A 13,216-nucleotide genomic window follows, 5' to 3' on the forward strand; every position below is an offset into this window, starting at 1 on the left:
CTTCGGAACACCCTCCGCAGCCAGCCTGCGGATCAACGCCCAATCCTCCAAAGTGATCACTCTCCAATCGTTGAGTGTTCACTTTTCGAGCGCCGCTACTGTCCAGTTTTCGAGCGCCGCCGACAAGCAGGACCAGCAATGCCGGACACTGAACCTCTGCGGCTTCGCCCGCCGGCTTCGGCCGTCATCTCGGAAGCGCTGCGTGTCCAGGCGACGGTCGCGCCCCGATCGGCTGCGGCGCGACTCTTCGGTCGCAGCCCCCTCAGTACTGAGAGTCGTGCTTGGTACCTCGGCGCACTCGGCGAGCTCGAGGTGGCACGGGTCGTCGATGAGCTCGGCGATGGATGGTCGGTGATTCATGCGATACCGGTGGGCACGGCAGGAAGCGATATCGACCACCTCGTGATCGGACCTGGCGGCGTCTTCACCATCAACTCCAAGTTCCACGAGGGTGCGAAGGTGTGGGTCGGCAGTAGACGCCTCCTGGTCAATGGACAACGCACCGACCACCTCCGCAACGCCGTCTTCGAAGCGAGCCGCGTCGCGAAGATCCTCACCCGCGCGGCACGCAGGCGCGTCGAGGTCACACCCATCGTCGCGATCGTCGCTGCGCGGAGCATCACCATCAAGGAAAGGCCGACAGGCGTTGAGGTACTCGCATCCACGCAGCTGGCGCGTTGGCTGCAAAGGCGACCCGTCGTCCTCACCCCTACCGAGGTAAGCGGACTGCAACGGATCGCGGCCGACCCGGCAACCTGGGGTTCCCCGCGGTTGCAAGATCCCGATCTTGTTGGCTTCACAGCACTGCGTGAATCCGTGGCCGCCGCACGGCGGCGTCGAATCCTCTGGGCAGCGCTGATCCTGCTCAGCCCCTTCGTGATACTCCTCGCCAGCCTCCTAGGCATATTGCACTAGCGATCTCAGCCCCCCAACTCACGCGCGTTCTGTCTTGATGATCCGACCGGTCTGATCATCAAGACAGAACAAGAGCAATGCACGCAGGCACTTTGAGTGACACTCGCGTAACCGTGACGAGATTACGCATAAGCGGCGTACAGTCGAAACATGCGCGGGGGCCTCGAGCGCTGGAAGCGTGGAGTGGAGTCGCACGGCGTGCGACAGGCCCTGGCGTATGCGTTCGGCGGCACCTGCGACGCCTACAGAAGCGGCGCGCACGGAGTGGCGGCGCTGGAGAACTACAGCGGGTCGGCTGACGTCACCCGTTACACGGTGACCGAGGGCGCTATCACCACGGATCTGCTCGAGTCAGCGCATCTCGCGCGATGGCTGAACGGTGATGATCCGGAAACCGGCGAGCATCGAGGCCGGCGTCTTGAGTCGCCGACGGCAGATCTCGTGCTCGACGGAACGATTAACGCGCCGAAGTCGTTCAGCATCGCAGCCCTCATCGACCCGGAGCTCGCACGTGAGTTCGAGGCCTTGCAGGACCGGTTGCGGGACCGGATCATCGTCATCTGGCAGAAGGAGCTGAACGCGCGGCGGGGCGCGGGCGGCCGGGTTCGGGAATCTCTGCATTGCATCGAGGTGGTCGAACTTCAGCATCGGCGGTCACGGGCGTTGGACCCTCACATCCATCGCCACCTGTGGTTGAACGTGAAAGTTCAAGGCGAGGATGGCCAATGGTCGAACGTGGACTCGCGGGTCGCGATGAAGCTCCACACTGTCATCAACGCTGAGGGAGAGCTCGCCGCTCGCACCGACACTGAATGGCTCGAGGCCCTCGCAAGGCGCAGATATACGCTCAACGAAGATGGGGAGATCGCGCAGCTTGCGCACCTTGTGCGTCCCCTGTCGCGGCGGTCCAACCAGATAGAGGCGAATCGGATGCGTCATCTCGCCGAGTGGCGGTCCCTGCATCCACATCAAGAACCCGGCCCGGAGGTGCTTGCGCAGATCGATCGATGGGCGTGGGCTGCTGGCAGGCCGAACAAGCCCGACGACCTCGACGAGTCCAAATGGGAGACTGTGATCCGTTCCGAGCTCACGGCTTTGGATCCGGGCTTGTGGGACAGCCGTGGCCCAATCGAGCCCCGTGCGCAGCCGATCGCTGCCATTGATCGGGATCTTCTCGCCGCGCGGGCAATTGCGGATGCCGATCGGCGCGCCGCGGGCACGGGCGGGCGATTCAGCAGATACGACATTCAGGCCGGCGCCATGCGTTCGGTGGCGAGCTGCTCGGTCCAGGCTGACCGGTCGGTGCTGCAGGAGGTGATCGACGACATTGTGGAGCGCGCGCTTCGCGGTTCGGTCGACCTCCTGCACGATCAGGCCGACGTCCCATCGCACGTCAAGCATCTGATGTCGGCGCAGACGGCCGCTTTGAAGCTTGACCTTGTCGCTAAGTTCGACGCACTCAATCGACCGGGTACGGACATCCCCGGCGTCGCAATTGCCCAGCTCTCGGCGACCGTTCTGGAGCCGAGTGCTCGTCTCGACCCGGGTCAGTCAGAGGCAGCGGCGGCGATTGGCGGAACCTGTCGGCTGGTGACTGTCAGTGGACCTGCGGGCAGCGGCAAGACCACTATCCTCAGGGTCGCTCAGTCCGCGCTTGCCCGCCAGGGCCGTCGCATGATCGTCGTCGCGCCTACCAAGAAGGCAGCCAGTGTCGCCGGCCGCGAGACCGGCGCCCCGGCGTCCAGCCTGCACGCCCTGCTCGTCGACCACGGCTGGCGATTCGCCGACGATGACTGCGGCGCTCAGAGTTGGACGCGGCTTCGACTCGGTGAAGTTGACGCGACGACCGGCCTCGCGTACGCAGGGCCACAGCACTACCCCCTCGCGCCCGGCGACCGGATCGTCGTGGACGAGAGCGGCATGGTCGACCTTGCCACCGCGAACCTCCTCGCACAGATCGCCATCGAAACGGGCGCGGGCATCGCCATGGTGGGCGACGATCTTCAAGCCCGTCCCGTCGGCCACGCGGGTGCGATGGCGTGCATGGCGCGACGATCCGGCGCCGTTGTGGAGCTGTCTGCCGTGCACCGCTTCCGGGACCCCGATTACGCCGCTCTGACGATCCGGATGCGTCAGCCCGCGACACGCGAAGACGCCGCGAAGGTGGCGCACAAACTCGGGGAACGGGGATGCATCCGTCGGGTCGACGACGAAGCCGCCGCGAGACAGGCGATGGTCGACGCATACTTCGAGCACACCCGCCCCGGCCACCGAGTCGCGCTCGTCACGGCCACGAACGCGGATGCCGCCGCCATCAGCGAGGAAATCCAGCAACGGCGGATCGCTCTCGGACAACTGCATGTGAATGCAGCCGCGGTCGGCATGGGGGAGCAATGGCTGCTGGTCGGCGATCTGGTCCAGACACGTCGTAACGATCGAGTCTCTGGCGTAGAGAACCGCGCCACATGGACCATTGAGGCGATGGATGCGACGTCCGTGTGGCTCGCGTCCGTCGATGATGCCGGCGATCACAGGGTCGTATCGCGCGACTACGCCTGTGAGCACGTGCAGCTGGCCTACGCATCGACCGTGCACGGCATCCAGGGAGAGACCACCGCCGTGTCGATCGTGGGTCCCGGAGTCGACGGAGCCGGCCTCTACGTCGGAATGACCCGAGGGCGCATCCAGAATGAAGCGCTCGTCATCACGCAATCACGGGCTGAGGCCGAGCGCGAGATCGCCGAAACATTGATGCGGGGCACCATCGAGGTCACGCTCGACGACGCTCGGGTCTCGGCTCGCGGGGAGCTAGGCCGCGCCGCCCGGTGGCGGGACCCGCGTCGAGTCGAGGATGCCGCCTGTATGACTCCTGCGAGCACGCCATCTGACTGTGTGGGACTCGGTCGGTAGGCATCCCCTTCCGCACCGTGAGGCGGAAAGGAGGTAACCGCCCGTCCGCGTGTCTGGGCGAGGTTCTGGGTCGCCATCAATTCATCCAGTTCGGCGAGCTGTGACCGCCGCCGTGCGATTCCGCGCGGTGTGGATCGTCGCATCTGCATGCCAATAACTGCGCCCGCCTGCACCTCGTCGAATCCAAACCTGTCTGCGGTGGCCGCGAGGAGCGCCGAGTCATCGCCGTCCACGCCGGCGCAAACCTGCAGACCGTCACAGGCATGCTCGGCCGGGTACAGCTCCGCAGCGATCACCGGTCTGGCGAGGCGCGCGTTACGTCGTTTGCGCATCCGTGTCGGGACTCTATCCATGTGGCACCGCGTCGTGCCGTTCACGTCCAGTGTGCCGGCGTCGGACTCGCCTAGATCGATCCGCTGGTCCCTGGCGGCAGGCAGCTCGCGAGGCAGCCGAACCGGGTACCCGCGGTGCGGTCCGTTAGACGCCCGTAGTATCGGGGTCGGCCGCGACGAGGACTGCATCGCCTGCGAATGGTAGTGAAGCACGGGCTCCGCCCGGAAGTCGGTCTGCCATCGAGCAGCCGCATCGTGGTCGAGCGCTTGAGCTGCTCCCGCAGGTATCGCTCAGCCGTCGCTGCGGGAGACCGCGTCGATGTAGTCGAAAGGAACCGCTGACACAGCCTTTATAGTCTGCGCACACGGAGGTGCCCCGCTGGACGACAAGGGTCGAATCCCGCTGGACACCAAATTTCGCCAGCCTAAGCCGTTGGTTCGGCTCGCTCGGGAACCCGCTCGGACATCAGTGTCTCGAGCTGTGCCTCGACGCGGCGCTGTCCGCGAACGACGATGACCAGCACCACCGCCATCAGCGCCGTGGGTGCGATCATGGGAAAGAGGAAGTCCACCCGAAGTGGGTTCACGACTCCTCCGTGTTACCAGTTCGCGTTGATGGTGGCCGACGTCTTCGTGACATCGAGATCAAGGAACGGGTAGGACGACCGATTCCGGCGATCACGGTGCAGTATGCCCGGATGCGAACTATGGGGGAAGTCGGCGCCCCCAGTAGTCCTTTTGAACATGCGCCACCGGTAGCCTGGATGTCCCAGTCCCAGGTGTATCGGTGAGCGCTAGTGCCAGGGCCGCCGGAGCACTGGTGGTCCGCGTGGACCACTCTGTCAGAACGATATTGTTCTCGTCGATCCTGCAATTCCGGTAGCTGGCCACGCTGTGTTCAGCGAGTATCTCGAGATTTCGTAGGGCCTGATGTCGCTGCTCTTCGGGGGCTTCGTACGGTGCTCGACCCATGTGAGCGTGATTGACCCCGTCAGGGTAGACCTCGCGCTTGTGGTTGATGATCCCCTCGTGATTAGCGCTCTTCGAGACAGACCTTGACGGCCGAAGATCCGCGTTGTCAACGACTCGCCCGCCGCGCACTTCTCAAACGGGCCTTCCCGCTTCGCGGGGTCAACTCCGAGCGGATCGAAGTTCGCCGTATGCTGGCGCGAGCGTGTTCGGGTCAATCGGCGGCGTCGTCTGGGTGCGAGCACGGATCCCGGTTGCCCCAAACAATCAGCAGCGGTTGCACGGACAGGGCGAACTTGATGCCTCGATTCACGGGTCTTCTCCTCAATGGTGGTGTTCTCCCAAACTTTGGGGAAATCTCAGTTGGGGTCAAGCATCCGTCTGGCGGGGATGTGCCCAGGCGGTCAACCGCCACGGCAATCGACGTTGAGCTGGAGCTTGGCCATCGGGGGGCGCACAGTGCAGTGCCGCGAGCTCTTTGCAGGCAGGTGGACTAGCGAGCACCGCCGCGCGCCCGCGCCCAGGTAGCCACTAGGAGGTGTTGCTAAACGCACCGTTCGCGGGGGTCGGCTTGCCGGCGAGCCAGCCTGCTGTGGCGAGGATCTCCGCAGCGATCTCGGTGAGGGAGCGGCCATCGGTCGGCACCTCGCGTGCCGTTCTGGAAGCGTCGAGTTTCGGGGCGGCGAGCTTGCTGCGTTCGATGTGTTCGGCGAGCGCGGTTCCGATCTCTCGTTGAGCCAGACGCTGGGCCGCTGTCTCGTCCGCCGGGTTCCAGGCGGCGCACTCCCGCCGGCGGGCGCGAGCGGGGTTGGAGGCAATTCACCACAGCTGCCGACCAGACCGGAACGCTTGCCCTGGCTGGCATTCAGGAGTCTTTCAGCGAAGTCTTTGACTTCACACAGCGAGTCTGTCAATATCTCTATCTGCGGGACTAACCGCTCTCGGATGACATATGAGGAGGATCTCAATGCGCAAGCAAGCAACTATGGCGGTCGCGGCGTCGGCACTGGCAATCATGGCTGGGCTCTTCGTGGCCGGACCTGCGAACGCGGCCATGGGCAATTGCCCGTCGGGGACGACCTGTACCTGGGGTGACGCGGATTTCAGGACCAACGGCATCGACAGCGCGAGGATCTACTTCTACCAGTACGTCACGAACTACTCGTCCTACGTGTACCCGGGCACCTCGACGAACGCCAACGACACAGCCACGTCCATCTTTAACAACGGCATTTCCGAGACCGCGAGCATGTACCAGAACGCCAACAAGAGCGTCCTTCTGTTCGATATCCCGCGCTCGAACTCCAACTCGAACTTGTGGTGGATGGGTGCGCAGAACGACAGCATCTCCTCGGGCTACTACGCGAGCTTCAACTGAAACTCAGCGTGCGTATCTTCCACTTGAAGGCGATTGCCCCGGCCCTTGCCGGGGCAATCGCCCTTGGCCTGCTCACAGGCTGCTCGGCTTCGACGACCCACTTCACGCTGCCAAAGAAGGACCAGGACCGGTGGGCGCTTCCCTTGGATGGCTACATGTATTCCCAGAACTCCAGCCTCCGCGACTACGCCGAAGCGCAATTGGAGAAGGACTGCCTGGCGAAGAGAGGCGTCACCTGGCCCGTGCCATGGCAACCGACCGACCGACGGATGCGCAGCGCCTCATTCACGGAGGGCGGAGCCCGGCTGTTCAACGCAGACATTGCCGCGCAGTACGGCTATCACACGATCCCACTCGCCTACAAGGGACTCGATAAATGGCGTGCGTTTGTCGCGAAAGCGAATGGGATAGCCGCCTCAACGCCCGGCTTCGAGCAAATGAATGACGCGTGTCTCACTGAGGCGCGGAAGACAATCCCACTTCCCGATAACGACACGATCTACTACGCCGCTCAGGCGCATGGGCAGATGTTCGAAAAGGCGCTTCAGGCCCCGGAGGTGCTCACCGCTGTGAAGGCTTGGCAGTCTTGCATGTCTGAAGCTGGGAACGGAGGGTACGCCAAGACCCCGGACATGATGCCAGGTGACACCTACATCGCCAAGTGGGAGATCGGAACCCCCGGAACCAGCGCGTCAGCGCAAGAGAAAGCTCTCGCGGTGGAAGACGCCAAGTGCAGAGCCTCGTCTGGATGGGCTCGCGCCATGTACAACGCCGAATGGCGGCAACAAGCCGAGTTCGCCAAGGAAAATGCCGACCGGCTCGCTCGTGTACGCTCCGACCTCCAAGCGGACTACAAGCGCATGCTGTCCTCGGTCGCGGGCATTGGCGGCGAATGACCGAGCGCATAGTATCCCGCCGGCACCGCGCACTTCGGTGGATTGTCGTCGTGGTAATCGCGCTAGTGGCGGTCGCCGGCGGCTGGACTGCAGCCCTCGTCTTCGTCTCGCCAAGCCAGCGAGACGCCGCGACCACAGCGCCGCGACCTGAACCTGTCACGGCGACCATCAGCAGAGGCGATCTTCTTGATATTCGGCCTGTACCCGGGACAGTGGAGGCTGCTGACACGTCCCAAGCGCCCCTCACCTCAGTGGGTGACGCGCAGCGCACCGTCATCACCGCAGTGAAAGCGACGACGGGCGCGACGGTGCAAGCAGGAGACGTCGTGGCCGACCTCAATGGACAGCCGTTATTCGTGCTCGAGTCGCCGTTCCCTTTCTATCGAGATCTGAGCAGGGGCGACATCGGGCCAGATGTTCGGGTACTGCAAGAGAACCTGCAGCGCATGGGTTACCTGCGCTCCGTAGATGGGACCTTCGGAAACGGAACCATTTCCGCGCTCAAACAGCTCTACCGTGCGTCTGGATACACACCGGTAGCGCGTTCATCGTCAAAGCCGAACGCGACCCCATCGAATGAATCGTCGCAGGCGTCTACTTCGCTCCCTGCCAGCGATGAACCGTACTTCCCACTCTGGGCGTCGGTAGAGACGCCTGCCTTGCCCATCGCTATTGCCGGCGTTCCGGACGTTGGCACGGTCGTGTCCCAGTCGACATCGATCATGTTCTCGTCCACGAACCGCGTCATTCGTGCCGCGCTGCCGACCGGGTCCGAGGCAGACTACAAGGCAAAGCAGCGCGTTGCAGTCACCGGTGGATCCCTCACTGATGTACCCGGTGAAATCCTGAGGATCGATGGAGCCCCCCTCCCCGCCACCGCAGGTTCAAAGGATGCCGGTGCCGCCGACGGCAAGCCTCAAGTAACAGGGAAGATCGCGACCATCATCCTCGATGACCCATCGGCGCTCAGTCCCGTCGAGGCCTCGACCCCCGTCACTGTCAGCGTGCACGTGAGGACGGTCGCCATTGACGCTCTGCTGGTTCCCGTGGTGGCGATTGCTGACAGGGGCAACGGGCAGGCTTCGCTCCTTGTCCGTGGAGGAACGGGATTTAGGTCGCAGCAGGTACACCTGCTTGGAAGTGCGGACGGTATGGCTGCGATTGATGGCGGACCTCACGTATCGGCTGGTGACGAGGTGCGCACTGGATGAACGACGATCTTCTAATTAGCTTGCGTGGAGTATCGCGGACATTTGCCGCAGGTTCTCCAACGGCCGTGCACGCTCTGCAGAGCATCAATCTCGACATCTATGGCGGAGAGTTCGTGGCGGTTCTCGGACCGTCCGGAGGTGGAAAGTCCACCCTCCTCGCCGTCCTGGGCCTAATGGATGAACCGTCAGATGGTGAGTATCGATTATTCGGGCAAGACACGCGAGCCCTATCCGACCGTGAACGCACGCGTCTCCGTGGTGCGCGCATCGGGTTTGTCTTCCAAGCTTTTCATCTTCTCGATGCGCGGCCGGTCCTTGACAGCGTTGAACTCACACAGATGTATCAGGGCGTGCCCGCCCCACAACGCTCCGCGAACGCGCGTCGCGTCCTTGGCGAACTCGGTCTCGGGGCCCGGCTTGACGCTCAAGCGAGCGAGCTCTCCGGAGGGCAACGACAGCGTGTGGCGCTGGCCCGTGCCGTTGTGGCCGACAACAAGGTGATCCTCGCCGATGAGCCCACCGGCAACCTCGACTCCGAAAGCGGTGCGGCGGTCCTGACGTTACTCCAGCGCCTCCATCAGGAGGGAAGAACGGTAATTGTCGTCACACACTCGTCAGAGGTTGCAGCGATGGCCGACCGCATCGTCCGGATCTCGGATGGCAGAGTCATCGAGGATACCGGTTCGCCCAGGACCAATCGGCGTTCAACATCGCGAGTCCAGCCGGCGCAACCGGGGCGCCAATCTTTCCGCGATCTCTGGCTAGATGCTTGGGCCTCCGTCCAGTCCAGGAGCCGGCAGACAGCAGGCCTCGTAGGCGCAGTCGCAGTTGCAGTGGCGATGGTCATCGTGACGCTTGGGCTTGGATCCGTCGCCAGCGCGCAGGTTTCGGACACCTTCAACCTGCACGCGAACCATGATGTGTCTGCCCAGTGGATGTCGGATGCCAACAGTCGCATTAGTCCGAACGATGCGATCCTCGCCGCGAAGAAGTTGCGGGGCGTTCGGGCAGCGGCGGTCCTCGTTGACCAAGGAGGGGCGACGGTTGTCAGCGGGCCGAACCGGATGGAGCTCACTGTCCAGTCGGTCGCCGGAGATTTCGAGCGCGCGACATCTTCACGAGTTTCCTGGACCAATGAAAGAACACGCCAGCTGGCTGCCGGAACCGCTTTGGTCGGAAGAGATGTCGCGCGTCAGCTTGCCGTTGGGCCGAACTCGGGCGGCCCAGTTGTCATCGTCGACGGAGTGCCCTTAGCAATCATCGGCACAATCGAATCTTCACGGCGCTACCCTGATCTCTCCGGACAAGTGGTCAAGTCTCTGGACTCAGATGCCGCTTCGCACGAAACAAAGACAACGCTCGCTCTCGATGTCATGAGCGGCGCAGCAACTCAGATTGGTCGGCAAATCGGCCCCGCGATCTCTCCCACGGACCCATCGTTACCCAAGATCTCGATACCCCCTGATATCGATACGCTGCGGCCAGCTATCCAGGCGGGGCTCCAATCCACGCTGATTGCTTTCTCCTTGCTTGCAATCGCGGTGGCAGTCTTCACTTTGTCAAACGCACTGAGCGCCTCCGTTGTCTCCCGAACTGGAGAGTTCGGTCTGAGACGTGCGGTAGGCGCGCAAGCGGCGAGCCTCGCCAAGCTTGTCTCCGCGGAAGCCGCCGTTGTGGGGTGCGCGGGAGGTGCCGCCGGTCTTGTGCTGGGTCTCGGTGCGATCTTGACATTCACTATCGCGCACCGTTGGATGCCCGTCTTTGATCTTCGACTCGCTCCGCTCGCTGTTGTCCTCGGAGTGATGATGGCGGTCACCAGTGCGTCGGTTGCGGCAGTCCGGGCTGGAAAGCTCCAGCCAGTCGAGGCGCTGAGGGCCTCATAACGATCCGGCGGAGACCAACACGGTACGGCGGCGACGCAAGTTCCAAGAGCGCGCGAAGGGATTAAGCCGTAGCGCCCACTGTCATTTGGGCGTCACGCATCTAGGACTGTGCCTACTGCGCTCTTGCGAAACAGTTATCACGGCTGTTTCGGTGCGTTGAGTCTCGAGTCTGAGGTCATCGCCGAGGGTGACGTCCCCTGGGGTGGTGTAGATCTCGGGCTCGAGTGTCACGTCGAGGACGTGGTGAGCCATCGTGCGATGGTCAGTGAGACAACGACCAAGTCACTCACAGAAAGACACAACGCACGATGGCTCTTGACCAGTCTGCCCTCCTCGAGCTCCTCGGGGAACTCAAGCTCACGGACGTCACCGACCGGATCCGGGTGGCGACCGAAACGCTCTATCAGGAGCTGATCGACGCGGAAGCTGCCGCGTTCATCGGCGCAGCCCCGTTCGAACGCTCGCCCGATCGGACCGCGCACCGCAACGGCACCCGTCCACGGACTCTGACCACGACCGCCGGGGAGTTGGAGTTGCGGATCCCGAAGCTGCGCACCGGATCGTTCTTCCCGTCGCTGCTGGAACGGCGCCGCCGGGTCGATCAGGCCCTGTTCGCGGTCGTGATGGAGGCGTACGTGCACGGCGTGTCCACCCGCAAGGTCGACGACCTGGTCAAAGCGCTCGGCGCGGACACCGGCATCTCCAAGTCCGAAGTGTCGCGGATCTGCGCGCACCTGGACGAGGATGTCGCCGCGTTCCGCGACCGGCCGCTGGCCGACCAGTCCTACCCGTATGTGTTCCTCGACGCGACCTACTGCAAAGCTCGTGTCGGCCGGCGGGTGGTCTCGCAAGCGGTCGTGGTCGCAGTCGGTGTGGCCGCGGACGGACGCCGGGAGATCCTCGGGTTCGAGGTCGGGGAGACCGAATCGCAGCCGTTCTGGACCACGTTCCTGCGATCGTTGAAGGCGCGCGGCCTGGGCGGGGTGCAGCTGGTCATCTCCGATGCGCACACCGGGCTTATCGCCGCGATCCAGACCGTGTTCGCCGGCGCCGGCTGGCAGCGCTGCCGGGTGCACTTCATGCGGAACGTGCTCGCGAACGTCCCAAAGACCGCGGGTCCCATGGTCGCGTCGATCATCCGCACGATCTTCGCCCAACCCGACACCGACCACGTCCTGGGCCAGTTCGACGAGGTCGTGCGGATGCTCACCCGGTCGCACCCGAAGATCGCCGAGATGCTCGAGACCGCCCGAGATGACCTGCTCGGGTTCACCGCGTTCCCGCCGCAGCACTGGCGGCAGATCTGGTCTACGAACCCGCTGGAACGGCTGAACAAAGAGATCAAACGCCGCACCGACGTCGTCGGCACCTTCCCCAACCCCGCCGCGCTGCTGCGCCTTGCCGGCCACGTGCTCATCGAGCAGCACGACGAATGGGACGGCGCCGACCGCCGCTACTTCTCCGAGCACTCCATGACCCTCCTCCTCGCAGAACCAGAGGAGGTGGCCATCCCCGAACTCACCGCGGCATAATCACAGAAGCTGACCCGCACGGTGTTGAGAAACTCCACCAATCAGCGGGACGTCACCATCGCCGAGACTTCACGCCTTCTGGCGATGTCACGACCGACGTAAGGAATCGGGGACAAGGATTAGCGGATCGTCCCCAGTGCTCGACGTTCGCACACCGGACATCCACGACCTCGTGCTCGCCTCGGATTCACCACACTCTCGATAGACGCGAGGCGGGTGAAGAGTCGCACTGACCTTCGAGTCGTATGGTCTGCTTGCGCGCTCCGCCATACACATGTGCGTGGTCAGCATTGATCGCGTGGGATCTCGTCGGGTCAAGCCCCGGGGCGTGGTGTCGCGGTCGGTGATCCTTCTGTTGATGGTTAGGCGCTGAGCTCGAGGATGATGTCGGTGTTCACCTCGCTTCCGGTGTCGGGGACGACTGTGAGGCGGGACTGGCGAGGAGGCCGAGGGCGAGGCCGAGGCAGCGGCCTCCATCGGCCAATTCGTCGGTTCGCTCGGCCAGGACCGCGCCGACAAAGCGAATGATCGCGTCGCGGTCGGGAAGATGCCGACGGAGTCGCTGCGGCGGCGGATTTCCCGGGTGAGGCGGGAGTCGGTCCGGTAGCCGAGACACAGGGGCCCCAATGACTGGCCGCTTCCTACGCAGCACCGCCAGGGTCGCGAGTCCGCAGGGAGGCGCGTACCCTGGCGGTACTCCGCTGGTTGGATCAATTCAGCGTGTGGAGGTCCGCGTCGGTCTCGTACACCGGCGCTGAATACGGCCCCGTGGCATCAGCTGCGGGGCCGTTCACTCGGGGGGAGCGGTTCACTTCGACCCCGGTGAACTTCAGTGAGGCGGCGACGGTGTCGGCGAGGATCTCGCGCGATTCCCGGGTGCTGCCGGTCTGCTTGTCGACGTAGTTGGTGAACTTCAAGTCGCCGCTCACGAGGACCGTGTCCCCCTTGCGCAGCGAGTCGGCGACGTTGCGGGACTGACGCCCGAATGCCGTGACCCGATGGAACACGGTGCCCGCATCCTCCCAGGTACCGGTCGTCTCGTTCAGGCGACGGTCATTGACAGCGACGCTGAATCTGGCGTACTCCAGACCCGACTCGGCGGTCCCGTACTCCGGGTCCGCGGTGATATTCCCCTCGATGGTGAGGGGGATTCTGGTCGACATTGTGTCATTCCCTTCATCTCGTGCACC

Annotated in this window: 9 protein-coding genes and 1 pseudogene; 7 read left to right on the forward strand and 3 right to left on the reverse strand. The window is 63.8% G+C overall.

The annotated features are described in order from the left end of the window. Positions 1-138: 138 nt before the first annotated feature. On the forward strand, positions 139-915 hold the full coding sequence (locus AC0NZN_RS17550; protein WP_474593639.1) for a nuclease-related domain-containing protein: 777 nt from the start codon (positions 139-141) through the stop codon (positions 913-915). Between the two features lie 150 nt (positions 916-1,065). Continuing rightward, positions 1,066-3,825 (forward strand): AAA family ATPase, encoded by a 2,760-nt coding sequence (locus AC0NZN_RS17555; protein WP_474593613.1) that lies wholly within the window; start codon positions 1,066-1,068, stop codon positions 3,823-3,825. Positions 3,826-4,582: 757 nt separating this feature from the next. Here AC0NZN_RS17555 and AC0NZN_RS17560 read toward each other — a convergent pair. Then, on the reverse strand, positions 4,583-4,744 hold the full coding sequence (locus AC0NZN_RS17560; RefSeq protein ID WP_474593614.1) for a hypothetical protein: 162 nt from the start codon (positions 4,742-4,744) through the stop codon (positions 4,583-4,585). 1,349 nt (positions 4,745-6,093) lie between these two features. On the opposite strand from AC0NZN_RS17560, the gene AC0NZN_RS17565 reads away from it, so the two are divergent. The 5 genes from AC0NZN_RS17565 to AC0NZN_RS17585 all read left to right on the forward strand — a co-directional run bounded on the left by AC0NZN_RS17565 (position 6,094) and on the right by AC0NZN_RS17585 (position 12,026). Further along, positions 6,094-6,504, forward strand: a complete 411-nt coding sequence (locus tag AC0NZN_RS17565) for a peptidase inhibitor family I36 protein (RefSeq protein WP_474593615.1) — start codon at positions 6,094-6,096, stop codon at positions 6,502-6,504. A gap of 8 nt (positions 6,505-6,512) precedes the next feature. Next, the gene (locus tag AC0NZN_RS17570) at positions 6,513-7,400 is read left to right on the forward strand and encodes a hypothetical protein (protein WP_474593616.1); all 888 of its coding nucleotides are present in this window, start codon (positions 6,513-6,515) and stop codon (positions 7,398-7,400) included. A gap of 251 nt (positions 7,401-7,651) precedes the next feature. Beyond that, positions 7,652-8,611: a peptidoglycan-binding protein gene (locus AC0NZN_RS17575; protein WP_474593617.1), complete on the forward strand. Its 960-nt coding sequence runs from the start codon at positions 7,652-7,654 to the stop codon at positions 8,609-8,611. Next, on the forward strand, positions 8,608-10,494 hold the full coding sequence (locus tag AC0NZN_RS17580) for an ABC transporter ATP-binding protein/permease (protein ID WP_474593618.1): 1,887 nt from the start codon (positions 8,608-8,610) through the stop codon (positions 10,492-10,494). Before AC0NZN_RS17575 ends, AC0NZN_RS17580 begins: the two co-directional genes overlap by 4 nt. 308 nt (positions 10,495-10,802) lie before the next feature. Beyond that, positions 10,803-12,026, forward strand: a complete 1,224-nt coding sequence (locus AC0NZN_RS17585; RefSeq protein ID WP_474593619.1) for an IS256 family transposase — start codon at positions 10,803-10,805, stop codon at positions 12,024-12,026. Positions 12,027-12,420: 394 nt separating this feature from the next. Here AC0NZN_RS17585 and AC0NZN_RS17590 read toward each other — a convergent pair. Both AC0NZN_RS17590 and AC0NZN_RS17595 read right to left on the reverse strand, forming a co-directional pair. Then, a pseudogene (locus AC0NZN_RS17590) lies at positions 12,421-12,617 on the reverse strand (transposase); the annotation flags it as partial. Between the two features lie 119 nt (positions 12,618-12,736). After that, positions 12,737-13,189, reverse strand: a complete 453-nt coding sequence (locus tag AC0NZN_RS17595) for a single-stranded DNA-binding protein (RefSeq protein WP_474593620.1) — start codon at positions 13,187-13,189, stop codon at positions 12,737-12,739. Between the last annotated feature and the right edge of the window lie 27 nt (positions 13,190-13,216).

This window comes from Microbacterium sp. sgz311019 (assembly GCF_056135325.1).

What these genes read in the sequence shown, in the direction of transcription:
- AC0NZN_RS17550 (WP_474593639.1), top strand. Translation starts at nt 139, where the DNA reads ATGCCGGACACTGAACCTCTGCGGCTTCGCCCGCCGGCTTCGGCCGTC.
- AC0NZN_RS17565 (WP_474593615.1), top strand. Translation starts at nt 6,094, where the DNA reads ATGCGCAAGCAAGCAACTATGGCGGTCGCGGCGTCGGCACTGGCAATC.
- AC0NZN_RS17580 (WP_474593618.1), top strand. Translation starts at nt 8,608, where the DNA reads ATGAACGACGATCTTCTAATTAGCTTGCGTGGAGTATCGCGGACATTT.
- AC0NZN_RS17585 (WP_474593619.1), top strand. Translation starts at nt 10,803, where the DNA reads ATGGCTCTTGACCAGTCTGCCCTCCTCGAGCTCCTCGGGGAACTCAAG.
- AC0NZN_RS17595 (WP_474593620.1), bottom strand. Translation starts at nt 13,189, where the DNA reads ATGTCGACCAGAATCCCCCTCACCATCGAGGGGAATATCACCGCGGAC.
- AC0NZN_RS17555 (WP_474593613.1), top strand. Translation starts at nt 1,066, where the DNA reads ATGCGCGGGGGCCTCGAGCGCTGGAAGCGTGGAGTGGAGTCGCACGGC.